At 62.6% G+C, this 22,530-nt stretch carries 23 protein-coding genes; 18 read left to right on the top strand and 5 right to left on the bottom strand.

All coding sequences use genetic code 11. The annotated features are described in order from the left end of the window. The first annotated feature begins 44 nt into the window (after positions 1–44). The 5 genes from ACE039_RS10355 to ACE039_RS10335 all read left to right on the top strand — a co-directional run bounded on the left by ACE039_RS10355 (position 45) and on the right by ACE039_RS10335 (position 4,466). Entirely contained in the window at positions 45–2,381 is a 2,337-nt protein-coding gene (locus tag ACE039_RS10355) for a hypothetical protein (protein ID WP_485822320.1), read from the top strand. Between the two features lie 11 nt (positions 2,382–2,392). After that, positions 2,393–3,181: a hypothetical protein gene (locus ACE039_RS10350; protein WP_485822319.1), complete on the top strand. Its 789-nt coding sequence runs from the start codon at positions 2,393–2,395 to the stop codon at positions 3,179–3,181. Positions 3,182–3,272: 91 nt separating this feature from the next. Next, positions 3,273–3,716: a hypothetical protein gene (locus ACE039_RS10345; protein ID WP_485822318.1), complete on the top strand. Its 444-nt coding sequence runs from the start codon at positions 3,273–3,275 to the stop codon at positions 3,714–3,716. 2 nt (positions 3,717–3,718) lie between these two features. Next, a complete protein-coding gene (locus tag ACE039_RS10340; RefSeq protein WP_448709625.1) occupies positions 3,719–4,216 on the top strand; it encodes a hypothetical protein in 498 nt (165 codons plus the stop codon). Next, positions 4,200–4,466 (top strand): hypothetical protein, encoded by a 267-nt coding sequence (locus ACE039_RS10335; RefSeq protein WP_485822317.1) that lies wholly within the window; start codon positions 4,200–4,202, stop codon positions 4,464–4,466. The genes ACE039_RS10340 and ACE039_RS10335 overlap by 17 nt, the downstream gene beginning before the upstream one ends. 217 nt (positions 4,467–4,683) lie before the next feature. Here the strand turns inward: ACE039_RS10335 and ACE039_RS10330 are convergent, their stop codons facing one another. The 3 genes from ACE039_RS10330 to ACE039_RS10320 form a co-directional block, all read right to left on the bottom strand. Beyond that, entirely contained in the window at positions 4,684–4,926 is a 243-nt protein-coding gene (locus ACE039_RS10330) for a CrpP-related protein (protein WP_448709623.1), read from the bottom strand. A gap of 510 nt (positions 4,927–5,436) precedes the next feature. Next, the gene (locus ACE039_RS10325; RefSeq protein WP_485822329.1) at positions 5,437–5,730 is read right to left on the bottom strand and encodes a hypothetical protein; all 294 of its coding nucleotides are present in this window, start codon (positions 5,728–5,730) and stop codon (positions 5,437–5,439) included. A 38-nt stretch (positions 5,731–5,768) separates the two neighbouring features. Then, a complete protein-coding gene (locus ACE039_RS10320) occupies positions 5,769–6,431 on the bottom strand; it encodes an SOS response-associated peptidase (protein ID WP_485822316.1) in 663 nt (220 codons plus the stop codon). A 681-nt stretch (positions 6,432–7,112) separates the two neighbouring features. Here ACE039_RS10320 and ACE039_RS10315 point away from each other — a divergent pair. Together ACE039_RS10315 and ACE039_RS10310 are read left to right on the top strand one after the other, a co-directional pair. After that, positions 7,113–7,700: a superinfection immunity protein gene (locus tag ACE039_RS10315; protein ID WP_485822315.1), complete on the top strand. Its 588-nt coding sequence runs from the start codon at positions 7,113–7,115 to the stop codon at positions 7,698–7,700. A 1,021-nt stretch (positions 7,701–8,721) separates the two neighbouring features. Next, entirely contained in the window at positions 8,722–8,931 is a 210-nt protein-coding gene (locus ACE039_RS10310) for a hypothetical protein (RefSeq protein ID WP_448708500.1), read from the top strand. Between the two features lie 63 nt (positions 8,932–8,994). Here ACE039_RS10310 and ACE039_RS10305 read toward each other — a convergent pair whose 3' ends face one another. Further along, complete coding sequence (locus tag ACE039_RS10305) at positions 8,995–9,594, bottom strand: OmpA family protein (RefSeq protein ID WP_485822314.1); 600 nt, start codon at positions 9,592–9,594, stop codon at positions 8,995–8,997. 2 nt (positions 9,595–9,596) lie between these two features. Then, a complete protein-coding gene (locus ACE039_RS10300) occupies positions 9,597–10,088 on the bottom strand; it encodes a hypothetical protein (RefSeq protein WP_448708502.1) in 492 nt (163 codons plus the stop codon). Positions 10,089–10,463: 375 nt separating this feature from the next. Between ACE039_RS10300 and tssB the strand changes: the two genes are divergently transcribed. The 11 genes from tssB to ACE039_RS10245 all read left to right on the top strand — a co-directional run bounded on the left by tssB (position 10,464) and on the right by ACE039_RS10245 (position 22,345). After that, entirely contained in the window at positions 10,464–11,006 is a 543-nt protein-coding gene (tssB, locus tag ACE039_RS10295) for a type VI secretion system contractile sheath small subunit (RefSeq protein ID WP_485822313.1), read from the top strand. Positions 11,007–11,089: 83 nt separating this feature from the next. Then, positions 11,090–12,601 (top strand): type VI secretion system contractile sheath large subunit, encoded by a 1,512-nt coding sequence (gene tssC / locus ACE039_RS10290; RefSeq protein ID WP_448708504.1) that lies wholly within the window; start codon positions 11,090–11,092, stop codon positions 12,599–12,601. A gap of 76 nt (positions 12,602–12,677) precedes the next feature. Then, a complete protein-coding gene (locus tag ACE039_RS10285) occupies positions 12,678–13,166 on the top strand; it encodes an Hcp family type VI secretion system effector (protein WP_448708505.1) in 489 nt (162 codons plus the stop codon). Positions 13,167–13,229: 63 nt separating this feature from the next. Next, positions 13,230–13,676, top strand: coding sequence for a type VI secretion system baseplate subunit TssE (tssE, locus tag ACE039_RS10280; RefSeq protein WP_485822312.1), 447 nt, complete (start codon positions 13,230–13,232; stop codon positions 13,674–13,676). After that, entirely contained in the window at positions 13,669–15,432 is a 1,764-nt protein-coding gene (gene tssF / locus ACE039_RS10275; RefSeq protein WP_485822311.1) for a type VI secretion system baseplate subunit TssF, read from the top strand. Before tssE ends, tssF begins: the two co-directional genes overlap by 8 nt. Then, on the top strand, positions 15,429–16,454 hold the full coding sequence (gene tssG, locus ACE039_RS10270; protein WP_485822310.1) for a type VI secretion system baseplate subunit TssG: 1,026 nt from the start codon (positions 15,429–15,431) through the stop codon (positions 16,452–16,454). The genes tssF and tssG overlap by 4 nt, the downstream gene beginning before the upstream one ends. Positions 16,455–16,466: 12 nt before the next feature. Then, on the top strand, positions 16,467–19,154 hold the full coding sequence (gene tssH, locus ACE039_RS10265) for a type VI secretion system ATPase TssH (RefSeq protein ID WP_485822309.1): 2,688 nt from the start codon (positions 16,467–16,469) through the stop codon (positions 19,152–19,154). 4 nt (positions 19,155–19,158) lie between these two features. Next, on the top strand, positions 19,159–21,033 hold the full coding sequence (tssI, locus tag ACE039_RS10260) for a type VI secretion system tip protein TssI/VgrG (RefSeq protein WP_485822308.1): 1,875 nt from the start codon (positions 19,159–19,161) through the stop codon (positions 21,031–21,033). A gap of 8 nt (positions 21,034–21,041) precedes the next feature. Then, positions 21,042–21,731 carry a toxin-antitoxin system YwqK family antitoxin gene (locus ACE039_RS10255; protein ID WP_485822307.1) on the top strand — a complete coding sequence of 230 codons (690 nt, stop codon included), beginning with the start codon at positions 21,042–21,044 and terminating at the stop codon, positions 21,729–21,731. Positions 21,732–21,733: 2 nt separating this feature from the next. Then, positions 21,734–22,120, top strand: a complete 387-nt coding sequence (locus ACE039_RS10250) for a DUF4280 domain-containing protein (RefSeq protein WP_485822306.1) — start codon at positions 21,734–21,736, stop codon at positions 22,118–22,120. 12 nt (positions 22,121–22,132) lie between these two features. Further along, positions 22,133–22,345 (top strand): hypothetical protein, encoded by a 213-nt coding sequence (locus tag ACE039_RS10245; RefSeq protein ID WP_448708513.1) that lies wholly within the window; start codon positions 22,133–22,135, stop codon positions 22,343–22,345. The last annotated feature ends 185 nt before the right edge of the window (positions 22,346–22,530 follow it).

Here is a 22,530-nt window from a genome sequence, read left to right as displayed (position 1 = left end):
GGCCCCGCCATCGAGCGGGGCTTTTTCATTTCTGAGAGGGAAATATGGCCCTAGTGGGATACCCGACGCAGCAGGAACTACGGGACGCTTCAGCGGACGCAAAGACTCTGGAGAAGTTTAATAACGACCCGGCGGACGTACCGAACGTCAACCGCGTTGGCATCGACGTCGAAAACTTGGAGAAGCTTCGGCAACGCGTCCTTGACACAGCGTCTCAAGCCGCGAACCTGCAAACCTACCTTTCCTACGACAGCCCTTCGGCAAAGCGGATGGTTGACGATGTTGGCCAGCCCATTGGCACCAAGGGGCGCATTTCGCAAGATGCCAACCCGGCTAACAACATCGATTGGGACTGGGACGGAACCAACTGGTCCAAGTCGCAGGTGCAGCCGATTGACCGGGCGGACTTGGCGGCTACTGATGCTGTAGCGAAAGAGGCGTTGAGTACCGCGAATGCCATTCCTGTTAAAGACACCGAGGATGAGGATATTGAAGTTCTCCTGGACGGGGTTGGACGGGTGGGGCGTCGGGTTGACCGGTATGCTGTCCACCACCTTCCGGCCATCAAGATCGGCGTTGGCACGGCGAGTGCCGACTACAGCCTAGATGCCGGCGCGTTCAAGGTCAGCAATGACGGGGAGAAGTTGCATATCGGTGGGCTTGTCTACACCGTCTTGCAGAATGACGACTACATGGTCGCAATTGTCGACCAGATGAATCAGATTGCCGCGGGTGTGAAGTGGACTGGTGAAACCGTCATTGGTTATATGCCTAGTTTCGCGAAGGGTGAGGAAGTCGCGGCCTTGGCGGGTAGGGTCGCCGCGCTGGAAACCGGGAAAGGCAGCGGTACTGGCGGTGGGATTGCGCCGGTGGTCGGCTACATCGATGGCGCGAGCATCCGTGTGTACGGCCCGGACGGCACCGATGCGGTGGCGCTCGACTTGGCTCCGTTGGTAGATGGAGTTTCGACCCCGCGCATCCAGATGGAAGGGATGACGGCTGCGGCATTAACGAACCGCGGGCACTTCGGTGCCCCGGCGCCTACCGCGATCGCGATCCAGCCGCGCGCTGATGGTTCGCATCTGGTTGTCGATCCCACGCGCAAGGTGTGCTACGTGGTTCCCAGTATTGGGCAGAGCAACTGCGTGGGCAGCAGGGGCGTTCCTGCTGATATCCCGTTCTTTCTGTCCGGGAACTACGGCGAGTCGCTGATGATGCTGGACGGCCCGCCCGGCAACGGGGTTCGCCTGACGTATGGCGCGCAGGTGTTCGACCCGGCGACGGTGAGTCGGCTAGTCCCTATGAAATCGATGGTGCGCCGTGCCGCGACCGATCCAGACACTTATGGCCTGGGCGTCACGCACGTCGAAGGCTTGGGCTTCCGCCTCGCCTACGAATTCCGCGAGGCATTCGGATTCGATCCGTTCATGGTGATGTTCACGGCTGGCATGGGCGGGAAGTACTACGACGAGCTGAAGAAGGGCACCGTCGCCTATTCGAATCTGCTTGCCGCCGTGCAGCGTGTGAAGGAATTGGTAGAGCCGGACGGGTATCGGGTGGTGGTGCCGTTCGTTGCGATTGTGCATGGCGAATCGGATTCCAACCGCAAGGCGTACCAGCAAGGGATCGTTGATTGGCAGGCGGATCTGCAAACGGACATTCGCGCCATTACCGGCCAGGCTTCGACAATCCCGTGCATTTGCTCGCAGGCCTCGACCTTCGGCAAGCTGGTGCCGGACCGGCAAATCTTGGGGGCCGTTCCATCTTCGCAAAGCTCTATGGGGCGGGTGATCTGGGGCGTGTATTCGACCTATCTGGCGTGCAAGGCTCGGGCCACGCATCACATGGCCGGCGCCTACTATTCCCTCGAATTTTCCGACGACTATTTGCATCTGAGTAAGGATGGCCACGCGCTCAATGGCGAGTACCTGGCCATGACGGCCATGGCTACAGTGTTCGGGACGAAGGACCATGGCGCCATCATGCCGAGCGGCGTGGCGTTTGACGGAACCAGCGTGGTGACGATCCAGTTCGATGTGCCGGTAGGCCCGTTGGTGCGCGACGAAGGTATCGAGGATCCGGGCCAATGGGGGTTCGAGATCTTCGACGGTAACGGCTGGAGCATGACGGACCCGGATCATCACGCCGGGGTAACGATTACTCCTGAATTTGTGGATGGCCGCACCGTCCGCCTGACGTGTTCGGAGTCGATTCCGGCGGGGCCTCAACGCAGTGTTGGTTATGCCTTGCAGGGCTGGCTGGCTCCGAAGGAGTCGGGCCAAGGGTCTCGCGGGCAGATTCGCGATTCGTCGCCGGAGGTGTCGATCACCAACGGCCAGGTGCTTCCGAACTGGATGCCGCATTTTCTTGAACTGTTCTAAACGAGGATGACATGACCGTTGTTACCCGAGCTTCAAATATCTTTACGGCGCCGAACCTGCCCATCATGTCGGACCTGATCAAATCCGGAATGGTCCTGGGGCTGCGGCCCGTGCAAACCACTGGGGTGATCGACATTTCCCCGTCTCAAGCGTCGCTGACAGCGGTTGGCGCGCCCACGATGACCGCGGCGGGCGTTCGCGTGGGGCCGATGAACTACTACCGCTCCAATGTCCAGGAGCCGAGGAACCTGACGCTCATTGCTGGCTTTCGTATCAGCTCCGGGCCATCGCTTAGCGGGACTGCACAGCTGATTGGCAGTCTGCGGGGGACCTTTGCAGCATCAAACGGTTCGGGGATCTATGCCGGCCTCTTCGCGAGCAGCCCGAACTACATCGGGCTGACCTATGGATCGAGCAATGGTCCTGGCGGCTCGCGCGCGTCGGTGTTCCCGACCGGCGTTGTGATTGCGCAGCCCGCACCGACGAACTACGTCAGCCCATGGTTGTGGTGCGCGATGACCATCGATTCGGATGGCATCGCCGGACGGCGGTATGTCGCGAAGGCCGAAGGGCCGATCGTTGCCGTGGCTGCCAATGGCTTGACGGCCGCTATGGGGGATCGGGACAGAGCGTCGCTCATCCTGGGGGCTTTCGATGACGTGGCCGTTGACAATCATTGGCGTTTCGAGATGGCCGAGTTGCTGGTCTATAACCGGGCGTTTTCGGAGGCCGAGGTGCAGCAGCAGTACCGCGATTCGTCGCTGTACATGAAGGCCATCGGCGCCCAGATCGGAACCTGACCCCCAACCCTTTCCCTCGCCCGCTTCGGCGGGCTTTATTTCATCCATACGGGAGGCAACTTTGCGAACCGTCTACAGGAGCAGTGCAACTATGGAACCAGGTTCTACGGGGCTGGGAGGCCTCGCGGCTTTGAAGGTCGCGATGGCGTATGGCGTGCCGGCGGCGGTGGCGGCCATGCTGGGCTTGCTGATCATGCCGCCGCGGTCCGCTCGCGAGTTCACTGTCCGCACGATTTCGACGGTTGCCTGCTCATTCATGTTCGGCCCGGCGCTCGCCGCTGGCGTCATCGCCTGGAAGCCGGGGCTGATGGACGCAATGATCTGGCTATCGCAGCACGGCTCCGCGAGCGATGACGCGCTGCTGGCGAAGTTCTACGTGCTGGGGCCGAGCATGCTGCTGGCCGGCTTGCCTGCGTGGTGGGTGTTGGGGGCGTACATGCGATGGATGGCAAGCATGCGCCAGAAGGGGCTGCTTGAATGGCTGGCCGAGGCGCGCGCGAAACTCTTCGGTGTGCGGCCTGGTGGGGAGGGGTGATTGTGGATCTGAAGACAGTTATCGAGGTCGCAATCAAGCCGGCGCTCGCGCTCTTGCCGTCGAAGATGGACACTGCGGCGGCGCGCGTGATGCTGCTGGCCATCGGCCTACAAGAAAGCCGGTTTCTGCATCGCCGACAACTGGGCGACGGGCCCGCTCGCGGCCTGTGGCAGTTCGAACGCGGCGGAGGCGTGCGCGGCGTGCTGACCCACCCCGCCAGCCGGGAATACGCCTATCGGATTTGCAAGGTCCGGGACGTTGAGCCCATTGCCGCGGCTGTTCATCCGGCGCTGGAGACGGATGATGTGCTGGCGGCAACCTTCGCCCGCCTGCTCATGTGGACCGATGCTTGGAGCCTGCCACCCATGGGAGACGCCCAAGGCGGCTGGGGACTTTATACGCGCGCCTGGCGGCCCGGAAAGCCTCATCCGCAGACCTGGGCCGCGCTGTACGGCCAAGCTGTTGTCGAAGTAAGGGGGGAGCATGTTGGCATGGTTTGAGCGCGTCAAGGGTGGCCTATTGCTCATTGGTCTGGCGCTGGCCGCACTAGTCAGCATTTTCTACCGCGGGCGCGCGACCGGCCGTCAGGCGGAGCGGCAAGAGCGGGTGGACCGGGTCAACGAACAGGCGGCACAGGCCCGCCAGGAGGTGCGGAATGTGCAGCAGGAAACGGCCCGTATGGGTGATGATGCTATTGCTGATGAGCTTAAGCGTGACTGGATGCGTGACGCCCGCCCGCGTCGGCGTTGAATACTGCGACCATGCAAGACCGGTCTATTTCAGCGATGCGGGGCAGGTCGATGCCACACCCGCAGATATTCGTCGGCAGATCCGGGATGGCAATGCCACTTGGCGCACGCTCTGCAATCCGTCTTAGGCCGCAACGGCCGGCGGAGCATAGGAATGTACGGCCTTCCCCAAGATCCACGACCATAAGAAAAACGCCCCGGTTGGGGCGCAGGTCATTTCAGTCGGATTGTCGCGCTGTGGCGCGGGGAATGGATCGGGCTTTTCCGCCGGGCCATGACCGCCAGGCCTCGGCCTCTCTCCTCCATCCCGCTTCCCAGGCATCAACCTTGCTACGCCACGCAGCTATCGATTCGCCTGTATGGCCGGGCATTTGCATCGCTCGATAGTACGGGCAGTCCCACAACGTCAGGCCTTTGCGGGCTGCGGCGGCCCCCAGCTTTTGGATGTACTCGCGGTTCATTGCTGTCCTCCAAAAGTAGATGACAGGATGGTCAGTATTGCGCAACTGCGAAACCGATTGCAATAGTGTTGCGGCACTACAGGCGAGGTTTATTCTGTACTTTTGGGCCAGGCGCTGAAGGTCTGTCCGCCTTGCAGGTGTCCGTGATGGAACATGTCCCCATCGTGTGGCGCGAACGGCGTCAAGGTGCGTGATCGGGAATGTCGATTGCTGCTGACGTTTCGGCTCGAAAAAGAGAGGCGACAGCCATGCTACGGGACGAACTACTTGCAAAAATGATCGTTCAGGATGGGACGGATCGAAATTTTGACGACTGGGCAGATGTGTTGACTGAATTCGCTGACTGTCTGGCTCAGATCAGTCCGCGATTGAGTCCGGACGAGTGCGACAAGCTGGTTGAGGTGGGCGTGGGCTTCTACCGCACTTTGGCCAGGGCGGAGCAGTACCGCCGAACGTCGGTGCGTGGGGACTAGGGAGTGCGGGCCGATTCACTGTTTGATCCACTGCATTCTAGCGAGGTGCCATTCCCTTGCGCAGCTTGTCCGGCGTCTCCATCATTTCCTGCACGTCCTGGTCGCGTTCGATCACACAGGGCTCTTTCCGCAGTGCCTGCATGAAGTCGTCGTAGAGACTGCCCGTGATGCCGGCAGGCCGCTTGAAGTCGCCCGACAGCTGGTAGGCACGCAGAACGACCGAGCGCAGGCGCTTGACCTCCCATAGTAGGGTGATCACATCGGCGTTCCATGACTGGCGCTCACGGATGGCGCGTAGGTCGGCGTGAAAGAGGGGCGGTTTGAACGGCATAGCGGAAAACACTGGTCGGATATCCAGTATATTCCGCTTTAAATGGGGTCGATTGAGTCCGGCATCTGGTACTTGGAATTGCCGACTTCTTGGCGCACTGGATGCCAAGTAAAGGCGGATTCGGGTAGTCCTTCGCTCAGCAACGTCCGGGCGTCTGCGGTCGCGGTGGCAGGATCAACCCAGCGCTGGGCCAGATCGGGCGGTAGCGCCACCGGCCGCCGGTCATGCACATCCACCATTCCGCCTTTGGAGTCGTTCGTCACAATGGCGAAACCGTGGGCAGCGTCTAGCTCTGCGCCAGGCTGCCAGGCGCTCAGGGCGGCGAAGTAGAGCGGTCCGTCGCCATGGATGTAGTACGGCTGCTTCGTTCCGTCATCCAATTTGGTCCATTCATACCAGCCATCGGCGGGGACCAGGATGCGACCGCTGCCGATCAGGAACCGCCACGGCCAGCCGTTTTTCAGGATGGTCTCCTGCTTGGCGGTGATCATGAAGTGCTTGGAGTTCGGACATGTGTAGCCCCACGGTAGTCGCGTCATCCTCTCTGTGCCTTCGGCCAAACGATGCATAGTGAGCGGGCGAGTGCCCGGCGAAATGTTGAACTGCGGCACCGCTGGATAAGCAAAAATCAGGCTTTGATTGGAGAAGATCCGTTCGACGTAATCGAGAGGGCCCGACTTCTGGACAATGCGACCGCACATAGGCTTCTCCGAGGGAATGGGAGGACTCCAGTATAGGGTCCGTCGTCAGGGCTGGGCGGGTGCGGCCGGCGTAGGGCGACGTGGTCCAGATAGGTCTGCGTCAGGGCCTCTAGGATTGCACGCTCATCGTCGGTGAGCGCGTCGAAGAGTTCGGGCGGGATGTTGGGGTAGGGCCAGCTATGCATCCTGACACTCTACCCGCGACGGCGCCCTTGGCGCGCCTCACTGGCGAATTATCGGACCGAATCCCCCGGGGGGCAGGGCCGCTGGGTAAAACTGCGGGTGACATTTGGGTGACCTACGGGTACAGAAGGGTACAGAACAGGCGAAATTGGGTAACGAAGCGTCGGAAAATATCTAATAAAAACAGCGGGTTATGATTTTGCGCAAGGCAAATTCCCTAATGGGGATTTCCTTATGCCGTTTCATTACTTGTAGTTATTTCAAGCACTTAGCGAAACCGGCTCAGGGACCATGCGTAAATGTCCCGTAGCTGACATGCGTGCTTCTAGGGATTCAGTGGAGAAGGTTGGCCTCGCGTCAGAGAGAGAACTCAGGGACGCCCGGCTGCGCGGTGCACCAAGATGTTTGCGAGCGGTCAAACTTAAACACGTGGGCGTGTGGGTGCGTCACCGTATTCGGCTATGATCCAAGAATTATTTTGTTACTTTGAGGCACAACATGGATCGCCATGAGGCTGGGTCAGACGAGTTCATTCGGCGGCAGGCCGCGGCTAGGAATCAGGAGAGCGGTGCTGTGGCGGGTGTAGGGACTCCTGGCTATGCGCCACCCAGCAGCTTCTCCTTCGACGAGCCAACGGGGCGGGGCACCGCAGCTCGGATTGCGGTCGTTCTCGCGGCCCCTCTTGCCGCATTCCTTGGCCTGGCGATGATGGGCGGCGAAAAAGGCGCGGGCCTGGTGCTGCTGGTGTGGGTTGCCTGCGGTGTAGCGTTCTACGTGTTGCCGATGGTTGAAGCGCACTTGCGCAAACAGCCCAACTTCGTCTCAATAGCCCTGGTCAACGTGTTCTTGGGCTGGACGGTCGTGGGTTGGGTCGTAGCTATGGCTTGGGGCTGCGCAGCAGGCACGGAGTCGTCGTCGGCGACCCCGGCCTCGAAAGAGCCGTTGCGGACGACTAGGCCACAACAAGAGATAGAGAAACCAGTTTCTGTCGCGGACGAGCTAAGAAAGCTCGCGGACCTGAAGGCCCAGGGGATTCTGTCTGATGAGGAGTTCGCAGAGCAAAAGGCTAAGGTGCTTGCGGGGTGACTTGCCGTTCAGACGCGCCCAACGTACACAAGGAGTCCACATGGAACTCATTAAGGCTGCCGGCTATCCGCTAAGGTGTTGAGGCTGGCGCGCTCTGGCTTCCGGTCCAGTTAGAGACAGGGTCTGCAAGCGATAAAAGCCAGCCGTCGGTGGCGCACGTCAACGGCTCGCCGTTGACGCAAGTGCGGCGGCCTATCTGCGCAGGCTGTCGTTCGCTGCTAGGACCTATGCGCGCCCATGGCCGGCCGACGCTGATCCAGTTGCAGGGCAAAGGCAGGGCTTGACGTGGGTATATGGCCCGGTACCCAATTGTTCTGGGTGGGACCATTCATCGTCACGATCATGAATGCGCATAGATCCCGCAGGCCCATTTTCTTGACGCTGTCGAAGCTCGCACTGTACGTGTGCATGGTGTCCAAGTACCCGATATGGTGCGCTCTCAGCGTGTTCAAACGATCGGGGCCTGGCATGTGAGCGGCGCTGGATATCGTTGTCTTTAATGCCCTTAGCTCCGTCGCGGGAGCGTGGACTAAAGCCTGGGGAATCGCTCTAACCACCTTCTGCGACGCAATGAGAGCCGTTTGAGCAAGATTCCGGTACTCGCGAATGCAGCAAGAAAACCGCACCCTTTCGTTGTATGGCTCGGGAATGCGAGTGAATATGGGCTCCCCGACGCTATCCAGCCAGGTAATCAATGTGTCTCGGTCTTCAGCTATCAGCACCCTTGACTGGCCCGCACCGATGGGCAATTTGGTCCTGGGTGTCATCGGTTCCAATGCTGCTGTACGGATGTAGGTCCTGATATTGCTGGGAGACCTGGCCAAGGCGGCCGCTTCGTCCCTGTTCAGATGTTGCGTGTAGTACTGTACCTTCATGGTCGATCTCCGTATCCGTCATATTCCCGCCAAGGGGATCACAGAGGATAGGGACGGCGCCCCATTTGCGCATGGGGCTAAAGTCGTAAGACGGGAACAAACACATCCCGTGCGAAATCGTGAATCATCATTAAGCCAGAGGCTTCATGGATTGCTCTGTTGAAGGAAAGGTCGCTTTTACGGACGGCTATTCTTACCACTTCGCTACCGTGGACGACGCGCTGGCTTTTGCCGCGTGCGTCAAAAGCTCGCAACAGCCTGACCAGTGCGCGGCAACGCATCGCAGCACGCAGAAGGTCAAGCTGGAAGAGGTCAAGACGAAAGAGGAAGAAGATGAAGAGGAGCGGAACCGCTAGGGCGCGCTTCAGCGGTTAATCGGGCTGAGCAGAAGGTCCGTAGCTTCCCGGCGCTACACCGTTCTAGTGCTTGGGCAACACGAATTCCACCCGCCGGTTCTGTGCGCGTCCCGCAGGATTGTCGGCGCCATTGGCCAGCGCGTTGGGCTGCACCGGCCGCGTGTCCCCGTAGCCTTTGGCGGCCAGGCGCGCTTTGTCCACGCCGTGATTGGCCAACCACTGCAATACGGCGTTCGCTCGTTTCAAGGACAGTGTCTGGTTATACGAGGCGGTGCCCTTGGAATCGGTATGGCCCTCAATGGCCACGCTGCCCGCCGGGGCTGCCTGGATCGCGCGGGCAATATCCCGCAGGGCGGGTTCGGCGGCCGGCCGGATATTGGCCTTGTCAAAATCAAACAGCACATCGCCCAGCATCGATACCGTGACGGCGTCCTTGTCCTGGCGCACGGACAGGCCTTCGTGGCGGCCCGCCAGATCGCCTATCTGCGCGGACAGGTCAGAGACGCCGCCGCTCGTCCCGGACGGGAATCCTCTCAAATCCAGAATCGTCGCCTGCAGGTCCAACACTTCGGCTTTGTACGGCGGCTCTTGTGCGCGGGCTCCGCTGGCCGTGATTAGCAGCAGCGCGGCCACGGCAGCCGGAATGTTCCGGGCGGCGATCATGTCTACCGGTCGGTGATCTTGATGGCGTCGAACGTTTCCACGCCGGGTATCGTCAAGGACACCTCTGTGACGTCTTTAGGCGGGGCGGGAAACTTGCCTTGCCAAGCGCCCGCGATCGGAGAGTCGCTGGATGTTCTGAGTACCAGTTTGGGATTGGTCAGCGGCTTGTCATTGCTGTCTTTAAGCAGCAGGTGTTTCTTCTTGCCGGCGATGACGTAGAAGCTGTTTTCGTAGTCGGCCTTGGTGACTTGCGAATAGAGCATCTCGGTCTTGCCCATGACCATCGGCTTGAATCGGACCTTTATGGTCAGGATATCGCCGCTACGCACCGCGTCGACCACCTGGCCTTCAGCCGTTCCCGTCTCGGTCAGCCCGATGGCCAGCGGTTTAGGGGCGTCGGCGGCAGCGCGCGCCAAAGGGGTATAGCCGGCGGCTGCAAGTGTCAGCAAAGCGCCCATCGCACAGGCGGCGGCCAAGGGTCGGATCCGATTCACCGTAAACCTCCGTTCTCTTCCAAGCGGCGATAGTGTGGCTTCCAGGCGCGCATATCAATGCGATTATTTTCCAAATCGTTACGGCCCAAGCTCTGCTCGCACGATGAAGCGCGTGCGCGCAGCCACTGCCAAGTGGGGGTGGCGGGGTCGCGCGATTAATAGGCGCTAAACGGGCCGATGAAAAGAGAAACAAACAGTAGTGTTTAGCGCAGGGATTAAGCCAAATTTCACCTTAATTCACCATTGACGTTTCTAAGAACTTCAAAGTTCTACGACTAAAGTCCGATGTAACGCGAGAGGGCCGGCGCTATTGTTCGCACCTGTCAAGCGCGTGGTGCCAACGATGCACCGCGCAACGGTCCTTCGGAGAGCGTTATGTCCAATAGTTTGCAGAAATGGGTGGGGCGCAACCGCCCGCCGCGGGTTCAGATCACTTACGACGTTGAAACCGGCGATGCGATCGAGAAGCGTGAATTGCCGATGGTGGTGGGTGTTCTAGCCGACTTGTCGGGCCAGCCCGCCACGCCGCTGCCCAAATTGAAAGAGCGTCGTTTCGTCGAGATCGACCGCGACAATTTCGACGAGATCATGGGCAGTATCCGTCCACGCCTGGATCTGTCCGTGCCCGACACCGCCAAGGGCGAGGGCAACCTGCGTATTGAACTGAACTTCGACAAGTTCGGCGATTTCCATCCTGAATCCCTGGTTCAACAAGTGCCGCGGCTGTCCAAGCTGTTGGAGGCTCGGCATCAGTTGCGCGATTTGCTGGCCAAACTGGACGGCAATGATGAACTGGACTCCATCCTTGAGCGCATCGTGCGTAGCACCGAAGAACTCAAGGCTGTGAAGAGCGAAGCCCAGGCGGGCGCTTCCGCCACGGACGCCGCCGCGCCTGCCCAGACGGCGCCGACCGCATAACGCGGGCCGCGTCGATCACACGCACACATGGCAGGCCCGGCGCAGATGCGAATTCGGGCGATTTCAATCTTAGGGTGGCGAACATGGCAAGCAAACAGACAGGCGATACGGCGGCAGGCGTTGGCAGCGCGGCGCAGCATGCGGCGCAGGCGGAAGACCTCAGTCTGCTCGATCGGATCGTGCAGGAAGGCAACATGGCGGTGGAGCCGTCGCAAAACTCCTACGCCAAGAAGTTGATCGGGCAATTGGCATCCCAGATTCTTGACGAAGGCATGCGCACCAGCCCCGACAAGTCGGTGGTGGCAATGATCAACGAACGTGTGGCGGAAATCGACCGCCTGCTGACGGATCAGTTGAACGCCATCATGCATGCGCCGGAATTCCAGGCGCTCGAGGCATCGTGGACCGGCCTGCACGACATGGTCTATGGCACCGAGACCAGCAGCCGTTTGAAGCTGCGTCTTTTGAACGTACAGAAGAAAGAACTGTTGAAAGACCTGGAGTCGGCCGTCGATCATGACATGAGCCTGCTCTTCAAGAAGGTCTATGAAGACGAATACGGCACGTTCGGTGGCAGCCCGTATTCGGTGCTGATCGGAGACTACGCCTTTGGCCGCCACCCGCAAGACCTGGCGCTGCTGGACCGCATTTCGAAGGTGGCGGCAGCCGCCCATGCACCCTTCATCGCTTCGGCCGCGCCCAGCCTGTTCGACCTGAAGTCCTATACCGACCTGGGCGTGACGCGTGACCTGTCCAAGGTGTTCGAAAGCGCTGAACTTGCCATGTGGCGCAGCTTCCGCGAGTCGGAAGATTCGCGCTATGTGTCGCTGGTGCTGCCGTCCTATGCGGCGCGTCTGCCCTATGGGGCCAAGACCAAACCGGTCGATACGTTCAATTTCGAAGAAGATGTGGACGGCACCGACCACGGCAAGTACCTGTGGGCGAATTCGGCGTATCAGTTGGGCCTGCGCATTACCGATGCGTTCGCGAAGTACAGCTGGGCCACGGCCATTCGCGGCGTGGAAGGCGGCGGCAAGGTGGACAGCATTGCCGCGCACGCCTACAAGACCGACGAAGGCGATATCGCGTTGAAGTGCCCGACCGAAGTGACGATTACCGATCGCCGCGAAAAGGAACTTAGTGATCTGGGTTTCATCGCCTTCGTCAATTCCAAGGGCTCCAACCAGGCGACGTTCTTCGGGAGCCAGACGGCGAATAAGCCCAAGATCTACAACAAGGATGCCGCCAACGCCAATGCGCAGTTGTCTTCGCGCCTGCCTTTCGTGCTGGCCGCTTCCCGGTTTGCGCACTACATCAAGGTGATGATGCGCGACAAGGTGGGCAGCTTCCAGTCGCGCTCGGACGTCGAGAATTACCTGAACAACTGGATCGCGGATTACGTGCTGATCAACCCGTCGGCGTCGCAAGAGCAGAAGGCGAGCTATCCGTTAGGCGAGGCGCGTGTCGATGTGACTGACGTGCCTGGCAAGCCCGGCGCCTACCGTGCCACCTGCTTCATCAAGCCGCATTTCCAGATGGAAGAGCTGACCGCGTCGATCCGCCTGGTGGCGGACCTGCCCGCCGCAGCCGCCTGACCGCCTGAGCCTCTGAACGCCGGGACTGCCGATCGGCGGCCCGGACTGTCGCTACCTACACCGCAAACGGAATTCCATGGACACCATCCTTCTGCAGATCAACAACATTAAAGGCAACTCCACCGTCGACGGCTATGCCGATGCCATCATTCTGGATTCGGTTTCCCATAGCGTATCGCTGCCGATGGCGATGGATATGGCCAATACGGAACGCGCGTTGGGCCGGCCCAATTTTTCCGAGCTGTCGGTTTCCAAGGCCACGGACCAATCCACGCCTGCGCTGTACAACGCATGCGCGTCCGGCTCCAAGCTGGGCGATGCGACGATTTCGATTGGCCGCAACGAGAGCGGCAAGTTCCTGCTGCTCGTGAAATACGTGCTGGGCAACGCCATGATATCGAATGTCAGCACGGGGTTGAGTAGCGGGGGCAGCGACAGCGTGGCGCTGTGCTTCAGCACGATCTCGATGGAATACACCCAGCAAGCCGCCGCCGGCAACAAGGCCGGCACGGCATCGTTCGGCTGGGATTTGGCGACGAACAAGTCCAGCGCCGCGAAGAAGTAAACCAGGGCGCCGTTCCCGTATGCGCGGGAGCGGCCCCGACGCTTGTACAGGAATGCCCGCGATATGCCGACCGATACCGTCTATTCGCCTTTGCCCCTGTTCGACCGCCTGGCGGCGGATGCAGAGCCGCAATTGGCGGGAGCCGAGGCACAGCGGCGGGCCGTGGCCAGGGATTTGGGACGGTTGCTGAATACCCGTTCGCGTCTGGATTTCGACGCGTTCTCGCAATCCTCGGGGACGGTCATTGATTATGGGGTGCCCGACTATTCCGCGCGATCGCCGGTGTCGGCCGGGGACCGCGAGGCCATCGCCGCCGTTGTGGGGCACGCCATCGCCTTGTACGAGCCAAGGCTGTGCAACGTGTCGGTGGACATGACGCCAGCCGGAAACGGCATTGGCCCCTGCCGGCTGGAAATCCGAGCCGACATGAGGGTGGGCGGCGCGTTGAGCCACGTGGCCTTCGACATGCTGGCCGGCGCGCAAGGCGGGACCGGAGCCGCGCATGACTGACATCGCCGCCGACGGCATCCTGCAGTACTACAAGCGCGAACTTTCGTACCTTCGTAATCAGGGGGCGGACTTTGCGTTGCGCTATCCCAAGGTGGCTTCCCGTCTGGCCTTGCATGGCACGGAGTCTCCCGATCCGCATACGGAACGCCTGATTGAAGCCACGGCGTTTCTGGCGGCCCGGGTGCACCGCGACCTGGACCAGGAGTTTCCGCAAATTGCCTCCGCGATGCTGGACAACGTCTGTCCGGCGCTGGTCCAGCCCATTCCGTCGATGACGGTCGTGCAGTTGGCGCTGGATGACAGCCAAGGCAAGGTGACGGCCGGGCTGTCCGTTCCCCGGCACAGTGGGTTGGCGGCGCGCACCGAAGCCGGAGAGCTTTGCCGGTTCCGAACGGCGTGGGAAACCCGGTTGTGGCCGTTGAAGATCAGCGGCGCCGGCTTCTCAGAAGACCTGGCTCTGCGATTGGACCTGGAGTGCGGCCCTGGCATGGAACTGGCCGAACTTGAGGTGCGCACGCTGCGCATCCATCTACAGGGCGACTGGATGGTGACCATGCCGCTGTATGAACTGCTGGCGGCAGGGGTTGCCCGGATATCGCTGTCTGCCGCAGGTGCAGGCGCGATGCCGCTTCCACTGACGGCATGGCGCGAGGTCGGGTATGCGCCGGAAGAAAGCGTATTGCCCCAGCCCCCCAACGGCTTGCCCGCGCACGGGTTGATGCAGGAGTACTTCGCCTTTCCGCGCAAATTCCACTTTTTCGACCTGGCGTTGCCGCAGGGTTTGCCGTTCAAGGGACGACATTGCCAGATTGCCCTGCATCTGGACAGGCAGGCGCGCGGCCTGGGGGCGATCGGCGCGCAACATTTCCGGCTGGGCTGCACGCCGGTCATCAACCTGTTCGCCCAGACCAGCGAACCTGTCGCCATCGACGACAGTCACTATGAATACCGCCTTGTGGCGGACAAGCGCCGGGACGACACATCGGAAGTGCATTCGGTGGTGTCCGTGGTCCTGTCCGACCCGGCAGCCGAACGCGCAATCCAGGTGCCCAGCTATGCGGCGGTGGAACACGCCGACGCCGAACGGGGAACGCTGTTCTGGTCTGCGCGGCGCGAGTACAGCGTGCGTGGAGGCGCGGGCGGCACCGACATGTTTCTTAGCTTCATTGATGCCCGCAACACCGCGCGTCAACCGGTCGAACCAGTCGCCTATGCCAATCTGCTCTGCACCAACCGGCGCTTGGCAGAGCAGGTGCCCGTCGGCGCCAGGATGGCGTTCGAGCGCGTGGCGCAGAACGTAGCGGTGCAATGCCTGTACGAGCCTACCGCGCAGCGTAGCCCTCCGTTGGACAGCGACGGGCTGTGGCGTCTGGTGTCGTTGCTGACCTTGAATCAGCAGTCGCTGGTGGATTCCACGGCGGGACCGAAGCGGTTGCAGCAGGTACTGCAACTGTTCGCGTCGGGCAGCACGCGGGAGCAGGATTTGATCCGCGGATTGCGGGCGGTCAGCGCGCGGCCGGTCACGGCGCATGTGGGCAGGGAAGCCTGGCGCGGCTTCTGCCACGGCACCGAAGTCACGGTTGAGTTCGACGCGGACGCGTTCGTGGGAGGTTCGCCGCTACTGTTGGGCGCCGTGCTGGCGCGATTCTTCGCGATGTACACGTCGGTCAATTCGTTCGTCCGGCTGGTCGTGCGGCGGGGCGGCGAAATCTGGAAACAATGGGAGCCCATGACGGGCTACCAGCAGTCGCTATGATCGCCCGGCTGCTCTCCCGCCCGCAACGCTACAACCTGTTCCAAGCCATCGCACTGCTGGAACGCGCGACGCCATCGGCAGCGCCGTTGGGTCGGGGCAATGGCGATGGCGAAGCGGTGCGGCTTAGCGGCCATGTCTCGATTGCGTTTGACGCCAGCGACGTGCGCGCCGTTACCCAGTCGCAAGCGGGTGGGCCATGGAGCCAGACCGCCCACACCCGATATGTATTGACGACACCCGTGATGACGCTGGCGGGCGCTAGCGGCCCGTTGCCGCTTGCCTACACCGAATTGGTGCTGCAGCGGCGGGCGGCCCGCGACCACGCCACCGCTGATTTCCTGGACATTTTCAACCACCGCTTCCTGTCGTTCTTTTATCGCGGACGAAAGAAACACGCGTTGGGTTTGAACGGCTCCGCGCCGCAGGCCTCTGCGCTGGTGAGGTGCCTGGACGCGCTCAGCGACCTGGGCTATGCCCGTGGCCTGGCCGGGCCACGGCAGGAGCGCTTGTGGGTCAGGCACGCCGGTCTGCTGGGCGTCGCGGCGCGGTCGATGACGGGATTGCTGGCGATGCTGGCCGACCGGTTGGGTCTTGCGGTGCGGGGCCAGCAGTTTGTAGGGCAGTGGCGCGTCCTGGACCCTCAGGACCATTCGCGGCTGGGCGGCAAGGGGCTGACACTGAACGCGTCTCGGGCGTTGGGCGGCAAAGTCTGGGACCAGGCCGCGGGCATCCGTATCGAATTCCTGGACCTGTCCGCCGCCCAGTTCGACCGCCTGCTGCCCGGCGGCGCCGATCACGAGTTGGCGCTATGGCTGGTTCGCTGCCATGTCCGGCGCGACCTCAACGTTGATTTCGTGCTGCACGCGCGGCCGCGCGCCACGGCATGCGCCCTGGGCGGCGCCACGGGGGCGCGGCTGGGCTGGACCAGCTGGGCAACCGCGTCGCGTCAGCCGCTTATTCCGTCGCCGGTGCGCCTGAAGGCACGCATGGCGGTTTCTTCCCTTTTGGCCAACCCTTCATAAGGCACCCCCGGCATGGACATCGACATTCGCACGCTGCTGGCCCGGCTTAATCCGGTCTGCAAGCACGCGATGGAACTGGCGGCGCAACAGTGCGTGCGCCAGACGCATTACAACGTGGATGTCGAGCATCTGCTTCTGACGTTGCTGGATACTGGCGCTCCGGATGTGAGCGCGGTGCTGGACCACTACCAGATCCGCTCGGCGGAGGTGTCGGCGCAGTTGCAGCGGGCGCAGGACCATTTCAAGCGCGGCAACGGGCGCACGCCGGCGTTGTCGCCGAACTTCTCGCCGCTGTTCCAGGAAGCGTGGTTGCTGAGTTCGATGCTGCTGGGTCAGCAGCAGATCCGTTCCGGCACGCTGTTGCTGGCGCTGCTGGAAGTCGACAGCCTGCGCGGACTGCTGCTGGAGTCGGCGCCTGCCTTGCTGAACATTCCCCGTGCGGGGCTGCGCGAGGCCTTGCCGTCCGTGCTGGCAGGCAGCGCTGAAGACGCCGGCCGGACGGCGGCTCCGGGCGTGCCCGCCGTGCAGGGCGCTGATGGCGCGCAGACCATGCCGACGCCCGGGCAAAGTCCGGCGCGGCAGTCGGCGTTGGAACTCTACACGGTGGACATGACGGCCCTGGCGCGTGAGGGCGCCATCGACCCGGTGCGGGGCAGAGACGCCGAAATTCGCCAGTTGGTCGATGTGCTGCTGCGTCGCCGGCAGAACAACCCCATCCTGACGGGCGAGGCCGGCGTGGGCAAGACTGCCGTGGTGGAAGGTTTCGCGCAGCGGATCGTGCAGGGCGATGTGCCCCCGGCGCTGCGCAACGTGTCTGTCCGCTCACTGGACCTGGCCTTGCTGCAAGCCGGGGCCGGGGTACGGGGTGAATTCGAGAACCGGCTGAAATCGGTGATCAGCGAGGTGAAGGCGTCGGCCACCCCTGTCATCCTGTTTATCGACGAAGCGCATCAACTGATCGGGGCGGGCGGCAGCGAAGGGCAGGGCGATGCCGCCAATCTGTTGAAGCCGGCACTGGCGCGTGGCGAGCTGCGAACCATCGCGGCGACGACCTGGGCCGAATACAAGCGTTACGTCGAGCGCGACCCGGCATTGGCCAGACGCTTCCAGGTGGTCAAGATCGAAGAGCCCAGCGAGGCGGTGGCCGTGGACATGCTGCGCGGCATGGTGCAACGGCTGGAGGCCCATCACGGCGTCGAGATCCTGGACAGCGCGGTCCGTGACGCCGTCAAACTGTCGCATCGCTACATCTCGGGGCGGCAATTGCCCGACAAGGCGATCAGCGTGCTGGATACGGCTTGCGCCCGAGTCGCGATTGGCCAAAACGCCGAACCGGAAGAAATCGAATCGTTGGGGCGCGCTGTCGAGGCGGCCGAGAACCAGTTGCGCATCCAGCGCCACGAGTCCGCTACCGGCGCCGATCGCGACGACGCAATCGCGGCAACGCTGCGCCAGATCGAAGATCAGCGCGAACGGCATCGCGGGCTTGGCGAAAAACTGGCCGCTGAACGTGCCGCGGTCGCCGATATCCTGACCTGGCGCCGGCGGATCTCCGAGCGCGTCGCGGGCGGCCAGGCCGCATCGGACGATGAAGAACTGAGCGTGTTGACCGCCAATCTGACGCGACTTGAAAAGGGGTTGGAAGCGGTGCAGAACGATGAGCCCATCGTTCCGGTCTGCGTGGATTCGTCCGTGGTGGCGAAAGTCATCTCCGGGTGGACGGGCATTCCGGTCGGCAGAATGTTGGCGGACGAGCTGCACACGGTGCTGTACCTGCAAGACAAACTGTCCGAACGCATCGTCGGGCAAGGCGAAGCCCTGGACGCGATTGCCCGGCGCATCCGCACCTTCCGCGCAGACCTGGACGATCCCGGCAAGCCGGTGGGCGTGTTTCTGCTGCTGGGTCCCAGCGGGGTTGGCAAGACCGAAACGGCGTGCGCGCTGGCTGACACGCTGTATGGCGGCGAACGCAACATGATCACCATCAACATGTCGGAGTTCCAGGAGGCGCATAGCGTGTCCGGGCTGAAAGGCGCGCCGCCCGGATATGTCGGCTATGGCCGGGGTGGTGTGCTGACCGAAGCCGTCCGCCGCCGGCCGTACAGCGTCGTGCTGCTGGACGAGATGGAAAAAGCGCATCCCGACGTGCTGGAACTGTTCTTCCAGGTGTTCGACAAGGGCACGATGGAAGACGGCGAAGGGGTGTCGATCGATTTCAAGAACACGCTGATCCTGCTGACGTCGAACGCGTCGCAGGATGTGATTACCGACGCCTGCCGCGGCGCGACGCGTCCGCCGCCCGCCGAATTGATCGAACGCCTGCGGCCGCCGTTGTTGCGCCAGTTCAGTCCGGCGTTCCTTGGGCGCTTGGTGATGGTGCCTTACTACCCGCTGGGCGACGCGCAGATCAACGCCATCGTCAACCTGAAGCTGTCGCGCCTGGCCAGCCGCTTCGAACGCAATCACCATGCGCGCCTGACGTGGGATGACGCCGTGGCGCAGTCGATCGCGGCGCGTTGCAAGGAAGTGGATAGCGGCGCCCGCAACGTAGACCACATCTTGACGCAGACGTTGTTGCCGGAACTGGCGCGCCAGGTGCTTGAACGCATTTCCGTGGCGGCGCCTTTTGGCGCGGTTCATATGGGGCTGGCGCAGGCGGGGATGATCGAGTTCCGGTTCCGCAATGCAGAGGCGGGGTAACGCCATGGCCGGGGAACTGACCCAGGCGAATTGGTTCGCCTCGGTATCCACGCCGTTTGGCAAGGACGCCTTGCTGCTGGACGCCTTCAGCGGCCGCGAGGCCATGTCCGAGTTGTTTCGTTTCGACCTCAGGATGCGATCAGCCGACAAGGCGCTGGACGCGCGCGCCATCGTGGGCAAGGCCGTGACGGTGGCGTTGCGGCGCCCGGGCGCGCAGCCGCGCTATTTCAACGGCATCGTGACACGCTTCGTGCATCTGGGGGCGGACCGGAACCATGCCTACTATCTGGCCGAATTGCAGCCGCGCCTATGGCTATTGACGCTGGGGCGCGATCGGGTGATTCACCAGAACAAGACGGCGCCGGACATCATCAAGGAAGCGCTGGGACGCTACGACGTGGCGTTCGAATCCCGACTGAGCGCGGGTGCGTATCCGCAACGCGCCTATTGCGTGCAGTACGACGAAAGCCCGTTCGATTTCATTTCGCGGTTGATGGAGGAAGAAGGGATTTTCTACTTCTTCGACGGGGCAGACGGCAAGCACACCATGGTGTTGGCCGATAGCCCGTCCGCGCATGCGGTGAACGCCCACGCCGCGCGGCTTCAATGCGCATTAGAGGCCGACGACACCGCCGATCCGGACCGCGTGCGGGCGTTCGAGATGGCACACGGCATCGTTGCGCCGGGCCATGTGCTGGCCGACTACGACTACCTTACCGCCACCGCCTCCCGCGTGGCGTCCCGGACGTCGGGCACGTTGCCCGATGCCCGGCACTATCAATATCCGGGCAAATACGCGGATGCGGCCGACGGCGACCGCAAGGCCGCAATCAGGTTGGCGGCGCAGCAGACCGGCGGGCAAGTGGGCAGCGGCGTCAGCGGTTGCTATGGCCTTGCGGCGGGGTCTTGCTTTGAGCTGGCGGGCCATCCGGACCGGGCGCTCAACGTGTCGTATGTCCTGCGCGCGGTGACGCACGACGCAAGCCAGGACGGTTACCGGAACCGTTTCGACGTGCTGCCGGAGTCGGTTCCATTCCGGCCGGCGCCTGTCACGGCCAGGCCGTTGGTCTCTGGAACGCACACGGCGCAGGTGGTGGGGCTGGCCGGCGAAGAGATCTGGACGGACGCACACGGCCGGGTGAAGCTGAAATTCCATTGGGACGACGGCCCCGCCCGCGATCAGGATAGTTCTTGCTGGGTGCGCGTGTCGCAGACGCTGGCCGGCCAGGGCTGGGGGCATTGGTTTTTGCCGAGAGTCGGCCAGGAAGTGGTGGTTAGCTATGTCGACGGCGATCCCGACCGGCCGCTGGTGACGGGTACTGTCTACAACAAACAGCAGACCCTGCCCGTGCAGCTGCCGGCCGGGCAGACGCAGAGCGTGATGCGCTCGCGGTCGTCCAAACGGGGCGTGGCCGGCAACGAGATCCGGATGGAAGACAAGCTGGACGCCGAAGAGCTGTATCTGCATGCGCAGAAAGACATGAAGGTGGCCATCGAGAACGCGCTGTCGACCGAGATCGGCGGCAGCGAAAGTCGCGTCGTCAAAGAAGGCGATCGCCAAATCGACGTGCAGCAGGGCCGCGAGTCGCATCGCGTCAAGGGGACGCGCAGCGTCGAGGTGGGGGGTGATGAAACGCACGCCAACGGCGCCGCCTTCACGCAAGACGTCTCTGGCAATTACACGCTGAAGGTCAGCGGCAATCTCGTCATCGACGTCACCGGATCGGTCAGCATTAGAAGCGGGTCGGCGCTTTCGGCCGAAGCCGCAACGACGCTTAGCAACAAGGCGCTGACGATTGAACACAAAGCTACCGCGACGCAGACCGTCGACGGCGGCGGCTTGCTGGCGCTCAAGGGCGGCCTGGTCAAGATCAATTGAACGCCGCCATGCCCATCCCGGATCCCTCGCAGCCTCATACCGAAATGGTGGAAGAGATTGATGCCGCCGGTCATGTCGTGGCCCGCAGCAGTTGGCAGGGCCGGATGGCGCACGGGCCGTTGACACGCTACGGCACCAATGGTGCGTTGGCGCTGCAAGCGGTATTCGACCAGGGGCGGCTAGGGGGCGCACTGCGAGTCTATGACGAACAGGGTGCGCTATTGCGCGACGCGTACTACGCGGACGGCAAGCTCGAGGGCGAGGCCTTGTCCTATCAGGACGGAAAGCTGGTGTCGCGCCAGCGCTTTCAAAACGGCCTCCTGCACGGTGCATGTCTGTCGTATTCGGCGGCGGGCCTGGTGACGTCACGCCAGACGTACGCGATGGGCAGGTTGGACGGCATTGCGGAATATCTGCATGACAACGTGGTGATTCGCCGCGAGACGTACCTGGCCGGCATGCTGGAAGGCGACACGCGGGACTACACACCGGACGGCGCGTTGACCACGGTGTTGCCGTACCGGGCGGGCGCACTGCATGGCACCGCCCGCCGCTATGGGCCGGATGGCGCCGTGCTGGCGGAGCGCCGCTACGTCAACGGGGTGCCGGCCCAGGCCTGGCGCCTCTTGGTTACGGCCGAACCCGATGCCGCGTCCCCGGGGCTGGGTGCCAGGCTGGAAAAGTGGGTCAGGGGATAGCCATGGCCTTCCAAGTGACGACCGGCGCGGTATTGATGTGCAGCTTTGGCGCGACGCCGTCGGCGTTGAATGTGATTCCGGCAGGCGTCCTGGTCGGCGGACCGCCCGCCGCAACCATCATGGATCACGCTCCTTTTGCCAATGTGGCGCCTTTCGGGGTGTGCAGCTGCCTGGGAAATCCCACGGTTGCCGCCGCCACCGCCGCGGCGTTGGGGGCGTTGACCCCCATGCCCTGCGTGCCGGCGACGTCCGCGCCCTGGGTACCGGGCTCGCCCACAGTGGTGATCGCCGGAGAGCCGGCTTTGCAGAACGCCTCGATGCTGATGTGTGCTTGGGGCGGCGTGATCCGGGTCGCCGCGCCCGCTCAGGTCACTACCTTGATTCCTTAAGGATAAGAAGCCATGTCCTACGTATTTTCGTTGACGCCACGCATGTTGACCGTTTCGCTGGTTTGCGCCGCGTTGCTGTGCGTATTGCTGTTCCTGCTGGGCTTCCAGATCGGGGCTCGCTTGTCGGAAGCGCCGTCGGCCCCGCCCGGGCAGGCCGCTGCCGCACCGGTGTCCGCGGTGGGCGATGGCGAGGCCGCCGCGCCCAGGGCAGAGCGGCGCGACTGAATTCCCGGGTTTTCTTTTGTGGCTACTTACTGGCCGGAGCGTTACATGCAGCACTCACTATCATTCCTTTCCCGTGTCGCCCGCGTTGCCGCGCTGGCGGCACTTCTCACGGCAGGTTTGCCGGCGCACGCGCAGACGGCAACCGCGATGGTGGCGCCCGCCGACGCAGCGGGCCGTCTCTCGGC

It is taken from the genome of Achromobacter maghribensis (genome assembly GCF_057334215.1).
The sequence above is the reverse complement of the archived record's forward strand: the minus strand, read 5'-3'. Positions and strand labels throughout refer to the sequence as shown.

Excerpts from the sequence above, each read along its gene's own strand:
- ACE039_RS10355 (WP_485822320.1), top strand. The coding sequence starts at position 45 with ATGGCCCTAGTGGGATACCCGACGCAGCAGGAACTACGGGACGCTTCA.
- ACE039_RS10350 (WP_485822319.1), top strand. The coding sequence starts at position 2,393 with ATGACCGTTGTTACCCGAGCTTCAAATATCTTTACGGCGCCGAACCTG.
- ACE039_RS10345 (WP_485822318.1), top strand. The coding sequence starts at position 3,273 with ATGGAACCAGGTTCTACGGGGCTGGGAGGCCTCGCGGCTTTGAAGGTC.
- ACE039_RS10335 (WP_485822317.1), top strand. The coding sequence starts at position 4,200 with ATGTTGGCATGGTTTGAGCGCGTCAAGGGTGGCCTATTGCTCATTGGT.
- ACE039_RS10330 (WP_448709623.1), bottom strand. The coding sequence starts at position 4,926 with ATGAACCGCGAGTACATCCAAAAGCTGGGGGCCGCCGCAGCCCGCAAA.
- ACE039_RS10325 (WP_485822329.1), bottom strand. The coding sequence starts at position 5,730 with ATGCCGTTCAAACCGCCCCTCTTTCACGCCGACCTACGCGCCATCCGT.
- ACE039_RS10320 (WP_485822316.1), bottom strand. The coding sequence starts at position 6,431 with ATGTGCGGTCGCATTGTCCAGAAGTCGGGCCCTCTCGATTACGTCGAA.
- ACE039_RS10315 (WP_485822315.1), top strand. The coding sequence starts at position 7,113 with ATGGATCGCCATGAGGCTGGGTCAGACGAGTTCATTCGGCGGCAGGCC.
- ACE039_RS10310 (WP_448708500.1), top strand. The coding sequence starts at position 8,722 with ATGGATTGCTCTGTTGAAGGAAAGGTCGCTTTTACGGACGGCTATTCT.
- ACE039_RS10305 (WP_485822314.1), bottom strand. The coding sequence starts at position 9,594 with ATGATCGCCGCCCGGAACATTCCGGCTGCCGTGGCCGCGCTGCTGCTA.
- tssB (WP_485822313.1), top strand. The coding sequence starts at position 10,464 with ATGTCCAATAGTTTGCAGAAATGGGTGGGGCGCAACCGCCCGCCGCGG.
- tssC (WP_448708504.1), top strand. The coding sequence starts at position 11,090 with ATGGCAAGCAAACAGACAGGCGATACGGCGGCAGGCGTTGGCAGCGCG.
- ACE039_RS10285 (WP_448708505.1), top strand. The coding sequence starts at position 12,678 with ATGGACACCATCCTTCTGCAGATCAACAACATTAAAGGCAACTCCACC.
- tssE (WP_485822312.1), top strand. The coding sequence starts at position 13,230 with ATGCCGACCGATACCGTCTATTCGCCTTTGCCCCTGTTCGACCGCCTG.
- tssF (WP_485822311.1), top strand. The coding sequence starts at position 13,669 with ATGACTGACATCGCCGCCGACGGCATCCTGCAGTACTACAAGCGCGAA.
- tssG (WP_485822310.1), top strand. The coding sequence starts at position 15,429 with ATGATCGCCCGGCTGCTCTCCCGCCCGCAACGCTACAACCTGTTCCAA.
- tssH (WP_485822309.1), top strand. The coding sequence starts at position 16,467 with ATGGACATCGACATTCGCACGCTGCTGGCCCGGCTTAATCCGGTCTGC.
- tssI (WP_485822308.1), top strand. The coding sequence starts at position 19,159 with ATGGCCGGGGAACTGACCCAGGCGAATTGGTTCGCCTCGGTATCCACG.
- ACE039_RS10255 (WP_485822307.1), top strand. The coding sequence starts at position 21,042 with ATGCCCATCCCGGATCCCTCGCAGCCTCATACCGAAATGGTGGAAGAG.
- ACE039_RS10250 (WP_485822306.1), top strand. The coding sequence starts at position 21,734 with ATGGCCTTCCAAGTGACGACCGGCGCGGTATTGATGTGCAGCTTTGGC.
- ACE039_RS10245 (WP_448708513.1), top strand. The coding sequence starts at position 22,133 with ATGTCCTACGTATTTTCGTTGACGCCACGCATGTTGACCGTTTCGCTG.